The 19,704-nt window shown below is 54.9% G+C and carries 20 protein-coding genes and 2 tRNA genes; 6 read left to right on the top strand and 16 right to left on the bottom strand.

Annotation, left to right across the window (positions count from 1 at the left end; translation table 11 throughout):
• Positions 1-28 precede the first annotated feature (28 nt).
• Positions 29-343, bottom strand: a complete 315-nt coding sequence (locus CAter10_RS09805) for a hypothetical protein (protein ID WP_061533266.1) — start codon at positions 341-343, stop codon at positions 29-31.
• Between the two features lie 199 nt (positions 344-542).
• Complete coding sequence (locus tag CAter10_RS09800; protein ID WP_061533265.1) at positions 543-1,001, bottom strand: hypothetical protein; 459 nt, start codon at positions 999-1,001, stop codon at positions 543-545.
• 158 nt (positions 1,002-1,159) lie between these two features.
• Between CAter10_RS09800 and CAter10_RS09795 the strand changes: the two genes are divergently transcribed.
• Positions 1,160-1,408, top strand: coding sequence for an H-NS histone family protein (locus CAter10_RS09795; protein ID WP_082798046.1), 249 nt, complete (start codon positions 1,160-1,162; stop codon positions 1,406-1,408).
• Positions 1,409-1,507: 99 nt separating this feature from the next.
• Here CAter10_RS09795 and CAter10_RS09790 read toward each other — a convergent pair whose 3' ends face one another.
• The 3 genes from CAter10_RS09790 to CAter10_RS09780 all read right to left on the bottom strand — a co-directional run bounded on the left by CAter10_RS09790 (position 1,508) and on the right by CAter10_RS09780 (position 5,822).
• The gene (locus tag CAter10_RS09790) at positions 1,508-4,312 is read right to left on the bottom strand and encodes an autotransporter serine protease (protein WP_231879255.1); all 2,805 of its coding nucleotides are present in this window, start codon (positions 4,310-4,312) and stop codon (positions 1,508-1,510) included.
• 376 nt (positions 4,313-4,688) lie between these two features.
• Entirely contained in the window at positions 4,689-4,949 is a 261-nt protein-coding gene (locus CAter10_RS09785; protein ID WP_061533263.1) for a DUF1488 family protein, read from the bottom strand.
• Positions 4,950-5,021: 72 nt separating this feature from the next.
• The gene (locus tag CAter10_RS09780) at positions 5,022-5,822 is read right to left on the bottom strand and encodes an oxygen-binding di-iron domain-containing protein (protein WP_061533262.1); all 801 of its coding nucleotides are present in this window, start codon (positions 5,820-5,822) and stop codon (positions 5,022-5,024) included.
• Positions 5,823-6,113: 291 nt separating this feature from the next.
• Here CAter10_RS09780 and CAter10_RS09775 point away from each other — a divergent pair, with 291 nt between their 5' ends.
• Positions 6,114-6,464 (top strand): DUF805 domain-containing protein, encoded by a 351-nt coding sequence (locus CAter10_RS09775; protein ID WP_061533261.1) that lies wholly within the window; start codon positions 6,114-6,116, stop codon positions 6,462-6,464.
• A gap of 135 nt (positions 6,465-6,599) precedes the next feature.
• Here the strand turns inward: CAter10_RS09775 and CAter10_RS09770 are convergent, their stop codons facing one another.
• The 3 genes from CAter10_RS09770 to CAter10_RS24515 form a co-directional block, all read right to left on the bottom strand.
• Positions 6,600-7,139, bottom strand: a complete 540-nt coding sequence (locus CAter10_RS09770) for a hypothetical protein (protein WP_061533260.1) — start codon at positions 7,137-7,139, stop codon at positions 6,600-6,602.
• An 8-nt stretch (positions 7,140-7,147) separates the two neighbouring features.
• Positions 7,148-8,839 (bottom strand): hypothetical protein, encoded by a 1,692-nt coding sequence (locus tag CAter10_RS09765; protein ID WP_061533259.1) that lies wholly within the window; start codon positions 8,837-8,839, stop codon positions 7,148-7,150.
• Between the two features lie 192 nt (positions 8,840-9,031).
• A complete protein-coding gene (locus CAter10_RS24515) occupies positions 9,032-9,481 on the bottom strand; it encodes a hypothetical protein (RefSeq protein ID WP_417924715.1) in 450 nt (149 codons plus the stop codon).
• A 361-nt stretch (positions 9,482-9,842) separates the two neighbouring features.
• Here CAter10_RS24515 and CAter10_RS09755 point away from each other — a divergent pair, with 361 nt between their 5' ends.
• Complete coding sequence (locus tag CAter10_RS09755) at positions 9,843-10,397, top strand: inclusion body family protein (RefSeq protein WP_061533258.1); 555 nt, start codon at positions 9,843-9,845, stop codon at positions 10,395-10,397.
• A gap of 194 nt (positions 10,398-10,591) precedes the next feature.
• Positions 10,592-11,131, top strand: coding sequence for a cysteine hydrolase family protein (locus tag CAter10_RS09750; RefSeq protein ID WP_061533257.1), 540 nt, complete (start codon positions 10,592-10,594; stop codon positions 11,129-11,131).
• Positions 11,132-11,240: 109 nt separating this feature from the next.
• Here CAter10_RS09750 and CAter10_RS09745 read toward each other — a convergent pair.
• Positions 11,241-11,327, bottom strand: a tRNA-Leu gene (locus CAter10_RS09745).
• 180 nt (positions 11,328-11,507) lie between these two features.
• Positions 11,508-12,614, bottom strand: coding sequence for a substrate-binding domain-containing protein (locus CAter10_RS09740; RefSeq protein ID WP_061533256.1), 1,107 nt, complete (start codon positions 12,612-12,614; stop codon positions 11,508-11,510).
• Between the two features lie 392 nt (positions 12,615-13,006).
• Between CAter10_RS09740 and CAter10_RS09735 the strand changes: the two genes are divergently transcribed.
• Together CAter10_RS09735 and CAter10_RS09730 are read left to right on the top strand one after the other, a co-directional pair.
• Positions 13,007-13,987 carry an aldo/keto reductase gene (locus tag CAter10_RS09735; RefSeq protein WP_061533255.1) on the top strand — a complete coding sequence of 327 codons (981 nt, stop codon included), beginning with the start codon at positions 13,007-13,009 and terminating at the stop codon, positions 13,985-13,987.
• 91 nt (positions 13,988-14,078) lie between these two features.
• Positions 14,079-15,299, top strand: coding sequence for a 6-phosphofructokinase (locus tag CAter10_RS09730; protein WP_061533254.1), 1,221 nt, complete (start codon positions 14,079-14,081; stop codon positions 15,297-15,299).
• A 19-nt stretch (positions 15,300-15,318) separates the two neighbouring features.
• Here the strand turns inward: CAter10_RS09730 and CAter10_RS09725 are convergent, their stop codons facing one another.
• The 6 genes from CAter10_RS09725 to CAter10_RS09700 form a co-directional block, all read right to left on the bottom strand.
• Positions 15,319-16,347, bottom strand: a complete 1,029-nt coding sequence (locus CAter10_RS09725; RefSeq protein WP_061533253.1) for a class I fructose-bisphosphate aldolase — start codon at positions 16,345-16,347, stop codon at positions 15,319-15,321.
• A 298-nt stretch (positions 16,348-16,645) separates the two neighbouring features.
• Positions 16,646-17,005, bottom strand: coding sequence for a hypothetical protein (locus tag CAter10_RS09720; RefSeq protein ID WP_061533252.1), 360 nt, complete (start codon positions 17,003-17,005; stop codon positions 16,646-16,648).
• Positions 17,006-17,089: 84 nt separating this feature from the next.
• On the bottom strand, positions 17,090-17,491 hold the full coding sequence (locus CAter10_RS09715) for a roadblock/LC7 domain-containing protein (protein ID WP_128083025.1): 402 nt from the start codon (positions 17,489-17,491) through the stop codon (positions 17,090-17,092).
• A gap of 16 nt (positions 17,492-17,507) precedes the next feature.
• A complete protein-coding gene (locus tag CAter10_RS09710; protein ID WP_061533250.1) occupies positions 17,508-18,032 on the bottom strand; it encodes a GTP-binding protein in 525 nt (174 codons plus the stop codon).
• Positions 18,032-18,781, bottom strand: a complete 750-nt coding sequence (locus CAter10_RS09705; protein ID WP_061537160.1) for a hypothetical protein — start codon at positions 18,779-18,781, stop codon at positions 18,032-18,034. The genes CAter10_RS09710 and CAter10_RS09705 overlap by 1 nt, the downstream gene beginning before the upstream one ends.
• A 736-nt stretch (positions 18,782-19,517) precedes the next feature.
• A tRNA-Ser gene (locus tag CAter10_RS09700) sits at positions 19,518-19,611 on the bottom strand.
• Positions 19,612-19,704: the final 93 nt, after the last annotated feature.

The raw sequence follows: 19,704 nt of genomic DNA, 5'->3' as shown, positions 1-19,704 counted from the left end.
GCGCTACAGACTTTCTGGCCGCGAAAAATTAGAAGCGTGGCAGGTCGGCCAGCGTTCGCCCGGATCCAGAGCGATCGACAATATCGATGCCCTCGATGCCATGTTCGTAAATCACCAGGCCGATGCTGGGGCCGCGCACTATTTTCCCATCCACCGAAAATGCGGTGGCAACCTCATCACCGAAGTGCAGCGCATCTACCACCAGGCTGACATCCTGCTCGGAAGTCTTGTGTTCCCATCCGATAGAACCGTCGTCCCTCGATTTTGCCCGTCCCCAGCGTACTTCTTCAACCCGATCACCCGCAACGTTAAAACGAACCGCTTCAATCATGTGAATTGACATGTATTTCTCCGAGATGGGAAGTCGAATGATTTGCCGCTTCATGGTACGCGCCCTGTTAATCGGCAGCAAGATGTCTGGCAAAAATATGACGCCCATCCTGGCGCGATACGTCGTCGCACCACAAAAACAAACGCTATCCGATGGATAGCGTTTGTTCGCATGCCTGGCTCGACCGTTGGGAGCGATCGTCTTTTTTCAGTCAAGGCTCTGCCGGCACTACCCGCAACCAGCCGCTGGGGCAACTTGGCACATCCGGATAATATCCGACGGGGTTATTGCAGTAAAAGCTGTAGTTGCTGTCAGGTGCAATATACAAAGTACCGTCCGGATAAAAATATGCTGGATCGTAATAGTACGGCGACCAGAATAAAGGACCGCCTACGACGAACAAGCCAAATCCGCGAAAATCGCGGAATCGCCGGAATCCGTGGCGCGCATAGAAGTGGGAACCGCTACCGGCTTGCATGCCGGCTGCACCTCCATGAAAGCCGCCATGAAAACCACCGTGCCCACCGTGGAATCCTCCGTGCTGAGCCAATGCAGCACCGCTGACCGAAGCCAGTATCAGCGCGACTTCCGCACACAACAATATCATCGACTTCTTCATGGCTGCACCTTTTACCTTACGTACCGCCAGCAACACGGCAACAGGTTCCATCTCCCTGTATTCACTATAGGAAGCGCAGGAAAAATGGCCGATACAATTCAGTAATGTTTGCAACAGTGTGTATCAATCCAGCGGCAATGGCGCAATCCATGCAAATCCTCGCTTACGGTATACTTGCGCGTCCAAACCGCAGAGAGAAAGCAACAGAAATGACCACCTATAAAGAACTGCAAGCACAAATCGAACAGTTGAGAAAGCAAGCGGAAGAATTGCGCCAGGCGGAAATCGCCGGTGTCATTGCCGAGATCAAGGCCAAGATGAACGAATACGGCATTACCGGAGCAGACCTCGGCCTGATGGGAAAGAAGCGCGTCATGAAACCGGCCCCGGCAATGGAAGCCGAAGCACCGCCGTCGCTGCCTAGCCAGGACGATACCGTAGCCGGCAATACGATGTAATTACCGGACACGCCGCCACCAAAACGGCTGCCATCGACGGATGCGGTACTGCTTCGGCAGACTGAAACAGTTTTCTGTCGATGACAGTCGTGATCCGATTTAGTCCAGCTTGAAGCGCAACCCCAGCGCCACCACATTGTTCCCCATCCCGCCCCTGCCGAACTGCAGGTCGTAGTTGAGATACCAGCCCCAGCGCTTGTCGACATCGGTGCTCAAACCCAGTCCGACCCAGCCGGAATTGCGCGCCAAACCAATCCCCTGCACCGTGAAGCCAGCCGCCGGCGCGCCCACAAAGGCCGCCTTGAAATCCAGGCTGCCATCGGTGAACGCATGTTGCCACGCTGCGTAGCCCTGCAACACGCTGCGCCCGCCCGACCATTGAAATGCCGCATCGCCACGCAATCCCAGCAGCGCCGCAGTCTGCCGGTACGCCTGGCTGTCCGCCGTCAAACCGAATGCGCCGCCGTTCTCGGTGAAGCCGCCGCGCTTGAGACGGTCGTATGACAGCCCTGCGTAAGGCGTCAAGCGGGTGCTGTCCGATAACGGCAGCACATAGCCGCTTTCGCCATAGAACGACCAGATCTGATCGGTGTGTCCGGCATTCAGGCTCTGGACCGTATTGCCGATCAGCGCATCGCGCGTCACCGTACTGTCGACGCTGGCGACGCCAGCACGGCCGGACAAATACCAGCCGTTGGTGCCGAGGGCTTGCCGGCCGTACAGCGAGACGCCGGTATTGTGGCTCTTCGATTGGCCGCCCAGGCGGTCGAAACTGGCCCGACCATCCGAATACGCCAGCGCGGCACCGACGATGGTGTTGCTGCCGAGATGGGTGTCGACACCGAACTGCCCGCCCCACAGCGTGGTGTCGCCAGTGGCAAAACCGTCCTCGCTGAGCTTGCCGGATGCCCCCAGCGCGCTGACCCACAGACCCGTGCCATCATGACTGTCGGCCTGGCTGCCCAGCGCCGACAAGCGGTTGCCCAGATCACGGTTGATCGCCTGCGATTGCTGGAACGTCAGTGCCTGCGCCGAGGCATGCACCTGGCCTGACAGGCTATCGAGGGTCTGTGCGGCGGCAGCGATGCTGGCGGTCTTCTGCAAGGCCGAAGCACTGGCCAGGAACTGGCCGTTGGCGCCGCCGGTATTGCCGCTGGCGACCATCTGGTCAGCCGCCTGCAATGCCGCCTCCAGATTCTGCCCGGCGTTGTTGCGGGTGGCGTCTGCGCCAAAGCTGGCGGTGGCCAGCGCCGCGACATTGGTGCGGGCGATGTGCAGGTCGACTTCCTTGGGTTGATATTGCAATGTCGCGGCGATGAACACGCCTGGCGCAAAGCTGACGCCATCGGCCTCGAAGCTGAGGTCGGCGAATTGGCCGCTGACACCGCCCGCCGCCGTGATCACTTTGCCGGTCACCCCCACCTGCTGGGTGACATAGCCAGACGGATCAGTCGTGCCACCCGGCGTGGTGGCGACCAGATGCGAATTGCCGAGCACGGCATTGCCGCCCACTGTCAAGGTGCTGTTCAGTTGATTGGCCAGCACCGCATTGGGCGTTGCGACGTAATTGCCGTCGATGCTCAAGCCGGCGCCGCTGTTGCTGACCCGGCCGCTGTTGAGGACGTTGCCGTGGATGCGGCCACCGGCGCCGGCCAGGTTACCGAGTGCGCTGACGTTGACATTGGAGGCCACCGAACCGGTGATGTTCAGGCTGCCGCCCTGGATCGTGCTGTCGCCCGAATAGGTGTTGTTGCCGGCCAGCGTCAGTTGGCCGCTGCCGCCCTTGCTAAGGCCGGCATCGCCGCCGATATCGTTCTTGAATGTCGACGCGGCGTTGTCGAAATTGATAGTAACCGTCGGCCCCAACGCCAGCCGCCGATCAAACAGCGCCGGACCGTTGACGGCCTTGCTGGCATTGAGCAGGCCCCAGCCGTAGGTGGCCGTATCGTGCATGTCGGTGGCGGTCGACAGGATGGTCTGGCGGATCAGGTCCGCATTCATCCAGGGATAAGCTTGCTGCACCATGGCAGCGGCGGCGGTGACGGCCGGCGCGGCGAACGAAGTGCCATAGACGCGGCCGCCGGCGACATTGGAGACGAAATCACCTGCTGCGGCCAGACACCAGTTGGCGGCCAGGCCGCAACGGTTGGCGTAGCTGGAGATCACACCAGGTACGGTGTCGCTGGCTGCATAACCGCTGCTGCCGCCGGCACCATTGACGGCGGTGACGGCGATCCAGCCGGTTTGCAAGTCGGCAAAGAGCGTCGGCAGGTTGGCGTTCAGAGTGGGTTGACTGCTGCCGTCATTGCCGGTCGACCAGATGAACAAGCCCTTCTGAGCGACATACGGCTGGTACAGGTTGTACAGCCCTTGTGCTTGCGATATCGTGGCGCCGTTGGCACTGATGCCACTCGACTGATTGAATATGCGCACACCCTTGGTGAACAGATCCTGATACATCTGGCTATTGATCAACAGGTTGTCGCCGCTGATGCCGGCGGCAGCGCCTTGTATGAACACCCCGGGCGCAACACCAAGCGTGCTGCCTGCCAATACTTCCGCCACCTCGGTGCCGTGGGTATTGCCGTTGGCACCGTTTGGACTGTACACCGTCTTGACGATGCGCCCGGCCAGCTGCGTGCTATCAACCTGGAAGTCTGTGTCGATCACGCCGACGGTGACGCCAGCGCCGGTGTAGCCTTGCGCACGTGCGGCGCCGGCATTGCTGGGATCTGCAACATTCAGTAGCGCCGACACTACCGGAGGTATCACAGAGGCAGAATTGCCACTGCTGCTGGGTGTAGGAGGACTGGTTGTCGGCGGGATGCTTGGGGTGACCGGGGAAGCTGGATTTGGATTGCTGCTACCTCCTCCACCACCACCGCAACCCGAGATCATTGCCATTACTGCAACAGAGACAATTGATAGCGATCTCCGGGTGGATTGCTCTTTGCCCATAATGCCCCCTCCATATATGTGCTTTGTCATCGACCCGCTCATGGAACGGATCATCCGCTTGCAGCATTCACATACTCAGTCGCGCATTAGATTGCAATATCTACATTTATTTCTACACGGCAATTTATTATGCGCGCGTTTATGTTGATTGACTTGTGTTTTTTATTTCCATGTGGAAATTTATACACGCACCCAAAAATGTCGATGCGTTAACCTCGGTGAGACTGGCAGTCTGGGGAATCGGGGAATCGGGAGGGGCGTTTCTGTGCAGGATGATACAAAATGCGAATTAAGCGATCACGAAGGGCAGCCCTTCCAAGCGCTATTGAAAATCGGAACACTCGATCAAAATCAGTCCATCGGTATCCCGGCAATGCTTACTTTCAGCGACATCAAGAATGCGATCAACACCGTAACCGAAAGCGCAAATCAATTCAGTTGCTGAACCGTCCTTGGCGCCAAAATACTCATATAAAACTGCCTTCGACATCTGAAACTGCTGCTTCCTGCCGTCCGCCAGTCCGGCGGTAAAGGAGAGGTCGCCGCTGGCTGTCAAGCTTGGTCCGGCAACAAGAGTCGTCATGCATACCTCCAAAGCGGTTCTACAGGAATCCTAGCACGGGCGAACTGAATTGCGAATGCCGCGACGCAAGCGTCAACCCTCGCTGGTGGGCTGCAACCAGCTTGTCGGCAAGCTATAGTGACGCTCAGATAGCAAATCAATTCCGCAATCAAGCTGTTCGACCCAGTCGATGAAACGAGCGACCATCTCCGCCCCTTTGAACATGCAGCCATGCTGCGGCACGATGCACTGGATATCGATTTGCCGCGCCATCGCGGCCCACAGCCGGCAGGCGCGATTGCCGCTCATGTAGCGACGATGGAAAGACAGCATCCGCGGCACATGTGCGGCGAAATCGGCAACCGGCTCAGCGGCATCGGTATTACTGACCATTGATGCTCCGAGGTCGCCGGAAAACAATATCTTGCTGAGTGGATCGTAAAACTGGAAATTACCTTCTGAATGCAGGAAATGCGCTGGCAGCGCAAGGATATGGCTATGCCCGAGCGGAATCTTGAGCCCCTCGTCGGGAATCGAAATGATGCGGCCGGCGGTTTTTCCGGCTGGGCAAAAATGCGGGATAAAACGCGACCAAAGTCTGGATATGACGATCCGGCATGTCGATCCGGTCAGCCAGCGTCCGACGGAGGCGACGATGTCGGGGTCGGCATGCGAGGCAAGGATGTATTTCAATTCCTTCGGCGGGAAATAGCGACTGAGCGCGATGAACAGTTCGTTATATGTCATTTGCCCACCCGGATCGATCAATGCGCCTTGGCCGTGGTCAACAATGAAAAACTGGTTAGTCTGAACCACCTCGCCGTCGTCTTCCTCGACCAGATCCGAAAACATCGTGCATGCGTGCCGCCCATCGTTAAAAAGTTCTATTGCCATCGCTAATATGCCGGGTGAAATAAATGAATGGCGGAGCGTAGCGCGAAGAGCAACTATTTCTTTTGATAAATATCAAGGAAGTTGTGGATTGAATCAGAATAGCGGACGCTTCAAAACCGAGGCGGTCAAAGCGCCAGGATGCCCCACAAAATTGCTAATAACCAATATTTATGTTGGGTTTTCTGCCGACTTTGTTATCATTGCCGCCAGGTAATCCTACCTAAATCCATCGGCAAGCGCGCCGTCACCAACGAGTGCATTGCCCTTGCAAAAAACCTCAGGGGATCAAAAATGACGTTTACCGAAGCAATCAAAGTCTGTTTCTCCAAATACGCCGACTTCAACGGCAGGGCTTCGCGCTCGGAATATTGGTGGTTCATTCTCTTCCTGGTGCTCGCCTCATTCGTGACAGACATCGTCAGCCACAAGCTCAGCCTGCTGTTTTCACTGGCTACGCTGGTGCCGTTGATCGCTGCTGCCGCACGCCGCCTGCACGATTCAAATCGCAGCGGCTGGCTGCAATTGATCGGGATCATCCCTATTCTTGGCTGGATCGCCATGATCTATTTCCTGGTCCAGGAGCCGAAAGAACCGAACAACTTTGGACCAGCCCCGGTCGATCCGGCCCTGCCAGCGCCCTGATCCCCGCAAAGAAATCACCATAAAAAAGCGCCTGCCGAATACCGTTGAAGTAAGCGCAGGCGCATTCCATCTCCTTCTTTACAGCTTTATCAAGGCAACTTGCTTGTGGTCCTGCTCAAATAAAGCGCAATGCCGTCAGTGTGTACTCTCCTGCGCCGGCAAAATCATCAGACTCTCTCCTTGCGGCGTCTGCATCGCCTTGCCTGCAGACTTTCGCACTTGCTTAGCGTTGCCAACGATGACTGGAATCGATACCGCGCGCGTACGGTCATCGACGGTCACAAACACGTTCAAGTGATACACACCATCAACTGCAGCGCGTACATTCGGCGTATCGGTCGCTACGCCGTCCTGGCCGCTGACTAGCGCCGCATTGCTCGCCGTGACGATGAACAACCCGGCATCGGCACGATACTCAACCCGCAATGGCACATTCGGACGATCCGTCTTAAAGCGCAACATCAAGGGTAGCGTGGCCTTCTTGCCGGTCTTGTCGCTCGACACCAGCTCGACCGTCACCGGTGCCGTGACCTTGCCAGCATGCTGGCGCTTTGCGCTGGATACCTGATCAGCGTTGCTGTCATGACCCGGCGTCGTCACACCCGCCTGGGCGCTGCACGCAATGGTGGCAAATGCCAGCAAGCCATTCGATAAAACGATTGTAAGATTCTTCATTACTGTCCTCATGGTACGAGCGTGACGCTGAAGCATCCGCTCTTGCTATTATCGTCGCTCGCGATCGTCGCGACATAATCGTTATGCGCAGCCAGTCCGTAAGAACCGGTATAGCTGTCACTGGTTGCCGGATCTTTCTGAAGCAATCCGCTGACCTCATTGCCGTAGCTGTAGACATCGACAGAAGGTAGCAGCCCGGGATCCGCGACGATCTTCAATTGATGGACACCGGTTTGGCCGATATTGAATCGCAGGTAACGATAGACGCCCAGCTTGTTGCTACTGCCGTAGCTGGCGGTCGTGCACACTGTGGCTGCCTGCCCAGGCGCGAGCGGCGTGTAGATCGGAAGCACAAATTGCAGATTGGCCATAGGGACTGACGGTGGCAAGGCAATCTGGCCAGCACCGAACATGTCCAGCCCATTCTTGTTGGCCATGTTTATTTCGGCCAGCAAGGTATCCACGATAGTTTGTCCGGCAGGCCTGATCTGTCCGCGCAAGTAAGTCGCAAATGAGTGCATGCTGGTGAGTGCGGCCGAGTTCCTTTGCATCGTCATGGCTTGGTAAATCGGTGCGAAGCCGACATCAGGCGCGCTGTACAGGCGATACAGTACCGACTGGATTGCCGTTTCGCTGAACCATGCTTTCGGATCGCTTGCCGGAATCTCGTCGACCTTGAAGACCACCGCCCTGCGTCCCTGTTGCGGGCCGCTGGTGTCGACGTACATGGGATCGTCGCGCGCCATGCTGGAGAATGCATTGCCCCAGCCTTCGCTGAATGCCAACCGCATGTCGAGCAGATCGCCACTACCATGTCCGCCGCCGATGCTGTCGTCGCGAGAAAAGCTGGCCTGGAAGTAATGGCCCCACTCATGGGCAATCACGCCTGCATCGTACTCGTCGGTGTCGACATTTTCCTGACCGAGAATATGCAACCCTTTGGTAGCCGGGCCCTTGTCGTTGCCATAGTAAGTCCCGTCTGCGCTATCTGGGCTCCAGAACACATTAAGCGGCGGAAATACGAGGTTCTTGTCGGCCAGCAGCACTTTCTGGCTGGCCGTATAAACCGTATCGAGCATCGCAAACGGCGCAGCTGCGCGCGCAGTCGTATAGCTCGATCCACCCCAGCCGGAACCTGCGTTCAGATCATGTACGCTGGCTTGCACACCGCTATTGAAGCTCGTTCCCTCGATCGCATACAGTGCAGCGCCGTTGACCGACACGCCGTAGCCACCCGAAGAATTGTCCCGCACCGCGAAATTCCAGCTTGGACCACTACCCGCTGCCCGCAATGCCTGTGCCTTGGCGCGGATGCGCACCACGGTATTCGCCGGCGCCTGGAAAACGTAAGCACCAAGTTCGTCGGTCTGCGTCGACAACAGCACCTTGTTTTGCGTATCGACCAGCTCGACCACGATGCCGCGGGCCGGCTTGCGCATCGTATTGGCATAGTCAAGTTTGGCCTGCCACTTGCCTTGCGAATCCTTGCTAGCAACCGCCGGCACGAAATCGTAAGTAATTTTTCCGCTGACTGCCGCTGCCGTGACCGGGGCAGGAACCGGAGCCGCCGGATTTTGAGTCAGAGGCTTGGCGTCTCCGGATGATGAGTCGCCTCCACCGCCGCCACAACCGGCAAGGGCCAGCAATGCCGCAAGCGCGGCCAACGCCAGCTTGGTTTTCGATTCGCTTTGACCAGCCATATTGCTCCTATACAGTTAAAAATAACAATTTTCTATCTCTATCTGGCTGCAAAAAATCGGCGCAATACCGTATTTCGCGATCCAATTCGACAAAAATTCCCAAGAAGAAACTGTAAATATTGTAACTTAATATTACAATTTGTAACTTATTACCTGTCAAAATATTGCCAATTAAGACATTCCTCACATCTTTCAACTACAGTCATCGGCCTCGTCAGATGGCTTGCGAGCGACGTCCAATCGGCCGAAAAAAAAATGCCATCCAACAGGTAGTTGGACGGCATCAAGACTTCCCCACGGTTTGTATTCCCGGCCTGCTTCACATGCCAGCTTTTTTAATGCCGGCCACCACTCCTCGAGCGTCACTTCAAAGGTCATGCAGATCGGGTTGGCGCCAGCGACAAACGGGCCACCGAACACGTTACCGTCAGTATCCGCCACGACGCCGATGAGTGCGGCGCTAAGCGTGCCGTCGTCGTCCGACCGGATTTCAGCAGCTAGGCGGCGCTGCAGCAGTTGCTGTCTTACCCATGCCCCTGCAACCTGCGCCAGATGCATGCGGCGATCCGTTATGGTTGTGCGGTGATGAGTGGCAGCTGCATCAAAATCGGTGATTTGCCCGAAGAACTGATGCGATTCCATGTGCCGGGTGGCCATGATGTCGACAACGTCATACACCTCCAGCCACAGCCATCGACCATTTCATGCTGGCCTGTGCCGCTTAGCTACTATCGCTGTAACGCCATATAGCCTCACGTTATTTCACAAGACCGAAATCGTCGTCTTGTGAAACTCTACCTCACAGCGTTTTTTACTGATCACGATAATTTTTTGTAACTCGCCTCGATTTGCAGTCAGCCGACCCCATGTGCACATTTCGAGGCATATACAACTGCGATGTTTGACAGATTCCACGCCACAAAATTGGTGCCACTATTGGCGCGGCACTCAACGGTGCTAACGGGTTACTTCCATCAACTGTCTACAGCGTAGGAGTAATATCATGCCATCAGATTTAATTTTAGCTGCCAGTCCGCAACAGGTGAATGTACTTGTGGTCATCGACACCGAGTATGTTAAAAAAAACTACCCGAATCCAAGTAAGGACCAGAATCACCCAACCGGCATCAACCATAGCAGCCAATTCATGATCTGCACCGGATCGCGCGGCATCATCAGCGGTCAAGGCACAGCCGATCTGAACTTCAGGGCAAACGTTGGCGATACAGTGGCCTTCACCGGCGTGTCTATCTATGACAACGCCGACGATGCCGTCATCATTTATGGCATCCAGTACTGGAAGCGCGATAACGTTTTCAATCAGTTCGTACCGGACCTGGTTACACGCACCGGCGCAGTAATTCCAAACTCTGACTCGCCAAACGGCTTGCCGGCAGTTCAGGTAAAAACTAATTTCTCCAGCTTCGATTCGAAAGTGAAGAACGCCGGCACTGAAGATTTCTATGTCCTCTTCGCGCTCTACACACTTTCCGACAATGGCGAAAACCAGAATCTGTTCGGCTACTACTACTGGGATCCAACCATCACGGTCGCCTGATGCACCTCAGTCGAATGTTGGTCGAGTCGCCACTATAGACGGCCGGTCAACAATGACTGACTACGTGCTGCACGAAGCCTGGGTCGCGCACTGTGACGTCCAGGCTTTTGTGTTAGTGCAAGTACTCGTACCCGACTGCGCATCGCGGCCAAATCGCATAAACTACAGCTCCCGACAACCAACCTAGAATCAGCATGAAGCCTGCCCTGCTAGTCATCGACGTCCAACAAGGACTGTTCGACGAAACGCCTCGTCCGTTCGAAGCCGACACGGTCATCGAGCGCATCAATACGCTGACTTCCCGCGCACGTCAGGCCGGCGTTCCGGTCGTTTTCATCCAGCATGAAACCGCTGACGATGAACTGGCGCACGGCTCGCAAAACTGGCAGTTGCAATGCGGATTGCAAGTCGCGCCAAACGACACCAAACTGCGCAAGACTACGCCCGACTCCTTCCTGCACACCAATCTTGAAGAGTTGCTGGATTCCTGGAACGTCGAACAAGTTGTCATCTGCGGCTACGCCACGGAATTCTGCGTCGACACCACTACCCGCCGGGCTGCCGCCCTCGGCTACCCGGTAACCCTGGCCGCCGACGCGCACACCACCCACGACAAAAAACACGCAAATGGCCTTCAGATACGCACCCATCACAATGCCACGCTTTCCGGAATCGACAGTTTCGGACCACGGATCCAGGCTGTGCCCACGTCCGAATTACATTTTCAGGAATAATTTCTACGATGCAGGACGCATCGCACTTATTTTGGAAATTTTGCCGAGCAACACTAGGATTGCGGAGCGTAAGAAAAAAGACCGTCATTGCTGAGAGCCTTGTATTCATTGGTGCCCGAGGCCGGAATCGAACCGGCACGCCCTTTCGAGCGAGAGATTTTAAGTCTCTTGTGTCTACCGATTTCACCACTCGGGCAGCTGTGTCATTTCAATAATGCGCACAAGAAATATCACCGACATTGTCGGTGATATTGGACAGGGCGCATTCTAACAGGTTCTGGTTAGTAAGACCATCCTCTAGCGAGGCAAGCACCAAGGCCCAAATCGGCCAGCTGCAACCAAGGACTGCGGATAGCTGTGCCGATCCGGACGCGAATCATTTCCCCCAGATTTTCTTGTATTCCGTTCGATAGCCGTTATTCGGCTCAAAGGTATTCTGCTGGCCGCCATGGAAGGCAATGTTCTGTTCAGTGACCAGATAGGTGGGAGTGGTATAGGCGCTGGCCTTGTCACCGGAGAAGGAGCGATTGAGCTCATCGACGATCTGCCATCCCTGCAATCCGAACGGTTCCGGCACGGTAGCGACCTGCACGGTCTTGCTGCGGATACGCTGGTATGCCGTTTCGGTGCCGTCGCCGGCAGACAACGCCTCGATCTTGTTACTGGAGATAATGGACGCCGCCGCCGGAGTCGCCAGCAAATCCAGGTACTGGTCATTGACGCCAATGACGTGCGTCCATTTCTTGCCGAAGCGCTGCGCCAAGGAAGTCAGCAGGGCCGGCATCTTGTCGGCGGACGTGGCCGCCGGCAGGGCTTCTACCGAGAGCAGGCTGCAGGTCCGGCATTGCTTGATGGCGGCGACAATTTCATTCGATTTGGCCTGTGAGTACAAACTGGCGGGATCGGTAAACACGACCACGCCGGCCTTGCCGTTTGAGTTGACCACCCCCAGCAAGGCGGCGATCTGCGCTTCGTCCTTGAGATCGGCGGTGACGTTGGTGAACAGGCCGTCGCTCGGCCCACCCCTGGTTGAAGCATGCCAACCCACCACAGGAACGTTCGCCTTGTTGGCGGCATTCATTTCATTCGGTTGCTCGTTGGCGCTGATCCCGGCCAGCACGATGCCGTTCGGCTTCAGGGCAAGCGCCCTGCTGAAGGCCTCCGCGTGCTTGCTGTTGACGCCCCAGCAATCTATCGTGAAGACCTCCCAGCCAGCTACCGCCGCGGCTTCCTTGACCGCATTGGAAACACGTAAAACGGCATTGTTCTTGAAGTCTGAAGCGATCAGCACAATCAATTTTTTTTGCGCCCCTATTTTTGGGCCGGTGCTGGGTCCGTCCCAACTGTTTTTAAAAGCCATCGCCTTGGCCAATTTGGCATTGGCTCGGTTCAGGTACGCGGTTGGATCTTCTTGGGCGAATGCCGAACCGGCCAGGGCGAAGGCGAGCGCCATCGCTACAAAATTAAAATTAATCAATTTCATTGTTTTTATCTGGATTTGACTGCAATTATTCGGAGCGGGATCGCCGCCTGTTTTTTTGTGCAGATAGTCTTCAACAACTAGAACGCATCTCACGGATATGGATGAAATGCGTTCTATTTCAGTGCGTGAAATCTTTCAAACCTAGTCGATGCTTGTCTCCCCTAAAAACCGCCACATTAATGCGATAGACGATTTTCGCCGCCTAGCTTACGCAAAGCGCAAATAATTGTCTACGCAAAATCGATGCCCGGATAACACCTGAATCGCTGCACTAGGATGGAGCAGCCAGAAGACGCCGCCGCGCCGCAAAAAACTTGCGCGCCCGGCAAGCGATGAATAGCGCACTGGTCTACACTGTTGGCACCCGAATGATTGACATATTGGAGTGACAAATGATCAAGCAGCGCAAATTGGGAACTGGCGGATTATGCGTATCGGCCATGGGGCTAGGTTGCATGGGCATGAGCACAGCCTACGGTGCGGCCGACGAAAGCGAATCCATCGCCACTCTGCATCGAGCACTGGAACTGGGCATCACTTTTTTCGACACCGCCGAACAATATGGCCCCTATGAAAACGAAGCGCTGCTCGGGCGCGCCTTCAAGGGGCGTCGCCATGACGTGGTGCTTGCAACCAAGTTCGGCTTCAAAATCGAAAATGGCGTCACCACCGGCATTACCAGCGAGCTGGGACACATCCGACAGGCCGTAGAAGGTTCACTGCGCCGGCTAGGCACCGATTATATTGATCTGTTGTACCAGCACCGGGTCGACCCGACAGTACCGATCGAAGAAGTGGTGGGCGTCATAGCCGATCTGGTGCGAGAAGGCAAAGTCCGCTACCTTGGCTTGTCGGAAGCTGGCATCGCCAATATCCGCAAGGCGCATGCAGTGCATCCAATCGCCGCCCTGCAAAGCGAATACTCGTTGTGGGAACGCAATCTTGAAGCCGACATCCTGCCTACCCTGCGCGAACTCGGCATCGGCTTGGTGCCGTTCAGCCCATTGGGGCGCGGATTCCTGAGCGGCAGTGCGCAACGCGCGGAAAACTATCCCGCCTCCGATTTCCGCCACCTCGACCCGCGTCTGCAAGGTGAGAACTTCGATGCCAATATGCGGGCAGCACAAGCGGTGAAGGATATCGCCGCTGCCAAGAACGTCACGCCAGGACAGATTGCGTTGGCCTGGGTGCTGCATCAAGGCGAAGATATCGTGCCGATCCCCGGCACCAAGCGCCGTACCTACCTGGAGCAGAATATCGCAGCTGCCAACATCACGTTGAGCGCGGAGGAAACTTCGGCGCTGGAACAGGCGCTGCGCCAGACAGCCGGCGAACGCTACAGCAAGGAAAGAATGGCCTGGGTCGACCGTTGAAGATGCGCCCGCCCAGTACCGACAAGGGTAGAATCGATGAGCGTTTGCACGACCTTATTGGTATTCAACCAAGGATAGAGGAGAACATCAAATGCATTCCGGAAAAATCCTGGTCGCCCAGGGCGGCGGTCCGACTGCAGTGATCAATCAATCGCTGGCGGGCGTGGTGCTGGAAGCGCGGCGCTTCAGCGGCGTCGAACGGGTATATGGCGCGCGCCATGGTGTACGCGGCATTGTGAATGAAGATTTCGTCGACCTGACGCAGGAAACCAGCCATAACCTTGAACTGGTGGCCAACACCCCCTCCTCTGCGCTAGGCTCCACACGGGACAAACCGGATCTGAAGTATTGCCAGGAAATCCTCGAAGTCCTGCGTCTGCACCAGATTGGGCAATTTTTCTACATCGGCGGCAACGATTCGTCCGATACTTTGCGCATTCTTAGCCTGGAAGCCGCCAAGGCGAACCACCCTTTGCGCTGCATCCACATTCCCAAAACCATCGACAACGACCTGGTCGGCCATGATCATTCGCCGGGCTTCCCGTCGGCAGCACGCTTCGTGGCGCAGGCGTTCTCCGGCGCCAACCTGGATAACGCCTCCCTGCCCGGTGTCTATGTCGGCGTCGTCATGGGCCGACACGCCGGTTTCCTGACGGCCGCCGCCGCACTTGGACGAAAATCTGCCGAAGATGGCCCGCATCTGATCTACCTGCCTGAACGCACCTTTACCATCGAACAATTCCTGGCTGATGTAAAAGCTGTCTACGAACGTCTCGGTCGTTGCGTAGTAGCCGTGTCAGAAGGCATACACGACGCCGCCGGAACGCCGATCACCAGCCTGCTGACAACCACCGTAGAGCGCGACGCGCACGGTAATGTGCAGCTGTCCGGTACTGGCGCCCTGGCCGATTTGTTGTGTGAAGAAATCAAGTCAAAACTGAAGATCAAGCGCGTCCGCGGCGACACCTTCGGCTACCTGCAGCGCTCCTTCATGGGTTGCGTTTCCGACGTCGACCAACGCGAGGCACGCGAGGTTGGCGAAAAAGCGGTGCAATATGCAATGCAGGCAGGCCGCGACGGCTCAGTGGCCATCCAGCGCATCGGAGATTACGCGACCGATTACGCATTATTGGAACTCGATACCGTGGCTGGCAAGACGCAGATCATGGCGGACGCCTTCATCAGCGCCAGCGGCACCGACATCACCGACGCTTTCAGGCACTATCTGCGCCCGCTGCTCGGTTCAGGCATGCCCGATGGATTCCGACTGCGGGCAAATCCAGTGGCCAAGTTACGCGACGCTACAGGCTAAGCGGCAGACAACCAGGGATTCAGGCGAGGATGTCGCTTTCCATGGCACGTGTGTATTTTCCATCGCGGGCCAAACCATTTAGTTGGCAGCGCCTGAAAAATGTCTCTTGCGCGAGTGCGACATTGTCTTCCAGTCCCTTCCAGGCTGCCAATACCGGGGCCTGCAACGCCCGCCCGTAAGAAAAACTCACCTGCCACGGATGTGCAACCTGCCTGTTCATCGCGTTCAGGTGGTCGGTGGCATCTTCCGCGCTTTGCCCACCGGACAGGAAAACGATGCCAGGCACTGCTGCCGGAACGCTGCTGGTAAGACAATGCATCGTCGCGTCGGCAACTTGCTGCACCGTGGCTTGCTGCGCGCACTTGATCCCGGGAATCACCATATTTGGCTTGAGCAGAATGCCTTCCAACGCCACTCCATGCGAATCCAGTTCAGCAAATACATACTTGAGCACAGACGAGGTCACCGCAGCGCAGCGCTCGATACTGTGCGAACCATCCATCAGCACTTCCGGCTCCACGATCGGCACAATGCCCGCCTCCTGGCAGAGCGCAGCATACCGCGCCAACGCATGCGCATTGGCGCGTATCGCGTAGGGTGTGGGAATATCATGCTCGTCGATTTCAATAACAGCGCGCCATTTCGCGAACCTGGCTCCCAACTGCTTGTATTCAAGCAAGCGTTCGCGCAAACCTTCCAGTCCCTCCGTGATTTTTTCGCCGGGATGCAGGGCCAATGGACTGACGCCCTTGTCCACCTTGATTCCCGGCATGATGCCACGACGCGCCAGCAGCTCTGCAAACGGGATGCCATCCGAGGTGCTTTGACGCAGGGTTTCATCGTAGAGAATGACGCCGCCGATGTACTGTTCGATGCCGGCGCTAGTAAAGAGGATTTCACGGTAGCGGCGACGATTTGCTTCATTTGCCTCGACCTTGATTGCGTCGAGGCGTTTCTTGATCGTCGGACCGCTTTCATCCGCAGCAAGGACGCCCTTCTGGGCCGCAACGATAGCGCGCGCCGTCGATTTCAGCTCATCGATGTTCATAGTCTGCTCCCAAGGATGACTTCGGAAAGTGGCTGAACCATGCTGCCATGGATGGCTATGCAAGGCAACATCAATATCAACTCTGACAAGGATGAGAGAAAAAACAACGGCCAGCTGAACAGGCATAATACTCCCGCCTGCTCAACCGGCCGTCTCCCCAACAACCCGGCATGTCAGTCCATTCTTTAGGATTGCTCACCAAGGATGGAGACAAGCGACTTATTAGAATGAATCAAACTGCGCAACCATGAACATTTCGCGCAAGTCACTCAGAATTTCCAATCAGTGCTCAGCCTGCTTACAGCACTAAGGCTTGCTCACATTCCAGGACCTTGCGACGTGCCAAGGCAAGATTGGATTTAGCCTTATCCAAAACCATATAGATAAAAAGACCTTCGTTTTTTTCCACCGGGCGCAGGATATGGTACTGCTTGCCAAGAGTAATGAGAATGTCTTCAATCGTATCTTTGAGTCCCAAACTCTTCATGGTTTTCAGCTTGGCGCGAACCACTTCGGTGTTGCCTGCGGCGGCCAATTCCAGATCCACGCCAGTTCCGCCGGAACCCAAAAGCATTCCACTATTGCTATCGACAACTGCCGCAGCCAAACCACCATCGATACTCAACAAATTTTCAACGACGACATCAATATTACTCATACTTTTCCTCGCTTGGTAATTAGTGGCGTTGAATAGAAAAACATCGCCGTCGGCCAACTAACGTCGGAGATGCCTGGAGCAACACTAGTGACTCATATCTAATTGCTGTACAAAATTTTTGGCAATTTTGTCTACCATCCATACCGTATGTCCGAGATTGGCGTCTTGGTTGGCCACCACACAAAGCAGGTAAGGATATTTGTTGTCGAGAGACCGGAAAATGATTCTTCCAGTTGGCGTTTCAAGCATCAGGCGATCACAGCCATGGAAACCTACTTCCTTGCCAACGGATCGCGCAATAGCCACGAGTGAACTGGTCATCGCGGAGAGGCGGATTGCGCTGAATTCCTGCTTCGGATCATAGATGGCTACGTCTTGACCATCCAAAGTCGTTATGACAGCGGTGGTTATGCCGTTTTGGGGTAATTCTATTTGGTCAAATACTTGATTAGCTGCGATCGATGCCGACAATAGATTGGTTTTCATTTTTTTTGTCATGGTTTCATATGGTGGCCATCAATGGCGAAAATATATCCAGCACATCAAGCATCTGTAATTTTTCACGCACATCAGCGGTAATGACAGGCACCGCAACACCCAGCTTATCCGTCAAGATTGATGAAAACCGATTAGCCGTTTCGTCACTAGCCGGCCGCGCCAACAGCAACATGCATGGCATCGTCTCGGAAAAAGAACGAACGGTTCGCACATACTGTTCAGCCATGTCAGTGGCATCCGTCTGGTTTGCGTCAATCAGCACGATGACCCCAATGGCTATGGATATCAGCCAGTTACGCATGAACTCGAAGCGATCCTGCCCTGGGCTCCCGTAGATATGTAGCTCTTCACCATTACCCAGGTCTATCACGCCGAAGTCGGCGCCAACCGTTGTGCTTGCCTTTGCAGAAGATGACGGGTCCATATTGGGAACGTCGCAATCGACCATCACATCCCCGCACAAGGACCGGATAGCTGTCGTTTTCCCGATCCCCATCGGCCCCAGCAATACAATACGAAGCCCGCTCATTATCGTGATCTCTCCAATTCATCTGATCGAGCCCTACCCAGCCATTGTTTCATTTTCTTCACCAACGAATTCACGCCGCTCACACGTGGTTCGGCAAAAATTTCTTTCGCAGATGCATGACCATCATCGAGCTGCATACTTTGCTCGACAAGCACACCATGCTTCCTTAACTCATCGAGAAACAAAAACGCCTCTTGCTCTGTCAAGCCACCATCAGCAAGAAGCCAATCGAGATCGATTGATTTTTTCGTCATGACGACGAGAATTTTTTGGAAGCGGACCGTGAAAAAACTTTGCGGCAAGTTGATCCATCTCGATATGCGGTAGTTGTTTTTTACTTTTTGATTGGAACTACTCAAGCCGGTATTGACGCCTCTAAGTTCAAGTAAGCGCAAGGTGGCTTGATCCAGCACATCAGCCAGATCGCTGACCCGAAAATGCGCCGGCAAAATCAGGTCTTCTTTATGTTCCGGGTCGGAATCTTCCCGGGAAATCCAGATGCGGATACAGCCCGCCGGAAGTATATTTAGGTCGTGAAAAGTCGTAGGCTCTAGCAGCGCCACAGAGGCGACCTTCTGATCGGATGAGGTCCAGTCGAATATTGTTTTTTTTCTGGCAATCTGCATCATGACTGCGTAGCGCAGCAGTTCTTTTTCGGCCAGATGCTTGGTACAAATGAAAGCGGCTTCACGCGCCGGGAGAATCTCGTCCGATGGCATCAATCCTGATGCGTTGTCACAGCTGAGCATTTGTTTTCCCCGCAAACTGATTCAGAATGACGTTATATAAATGAAACAACTATCAGACGTTGCTTCAGGATATTTTTACATCAGGAATTCTTGTTCGAAGCTTACAAATGTACCGACCAATTTAAAGCGGGCGGCTTTCACAAGATGGAAAGCCCAATCATTGGGTATGGCGACAGCGTCAACGTATCAAAGCGGTGTTTAAATGCTTGCGAATCACACAAGTGCACATTCACTTAACATTTAAATAGTGCTTGTTAGTAATAATAAACCAATCAAGCGGTTTAAAAGAAATTAATTTCAAGCAATTTCTTTAATTTTCTGAGGTAATCAAGTCCGAGAAGTTGGCCCATTGATTTGAGTACCGGTATAACGCAGCCTTCCAGAAAATGCATTACGTAACAATAAACAATTGCTTCCTGTTACGTTTTTGCATATGAACAATTAAGTTGCCGAAGGAAACACTGCGGAAATAAGTCGTTTTGCGGCACAGCAATGCTAGAAAGTTGAGCCTGATCCGCGCATGGCACGCAATATTGAAGCTTCCAGGATGCTGCGTTAAAAGCGCTTCCCTACGCGACCAGATCCGCCGCAGCGGCATTCAATAGCGGAACCGTGATACTAGATAAAGAGGAGATTGACGAACTTTCGTCCGGGACGCGACAAAACAAAAAACCCGCATCCTCATAAAGAGAAATGCGGGTTTCTGAGCTTCGTTGAACCGCCAGAAGCGTGTTCTTGGCGGAGACGGTGGGAGTCGAACCCACGATACAGGTTTAAGCCCATATGCTTCCTTAGCAGGGAAGTGCCTTCGACCACTCGGCCACGTCTCCACACTTAAAACGGTATTAGAACTGCACCGCTGTAAGGCCACGCATAATAACTTTTCATGCGGATTTGGTCAATAAAAGTATGCCTAAAAAACA

The organism is Collimonas arenae, from assembly GCF_001584165.1.
Taxonomy (GTDB): domain Bacteria; phylum Pseudomonadota; class Gammaproteobacteria; order Burkholderiales; family Burkholderiaceae_D; genus Collimonas; species Collimonas arenae.
Note: the sequence above shows the minus strand (reverse complement) of the source record. Positions and strands in the feature narration are given on the sequence as shown.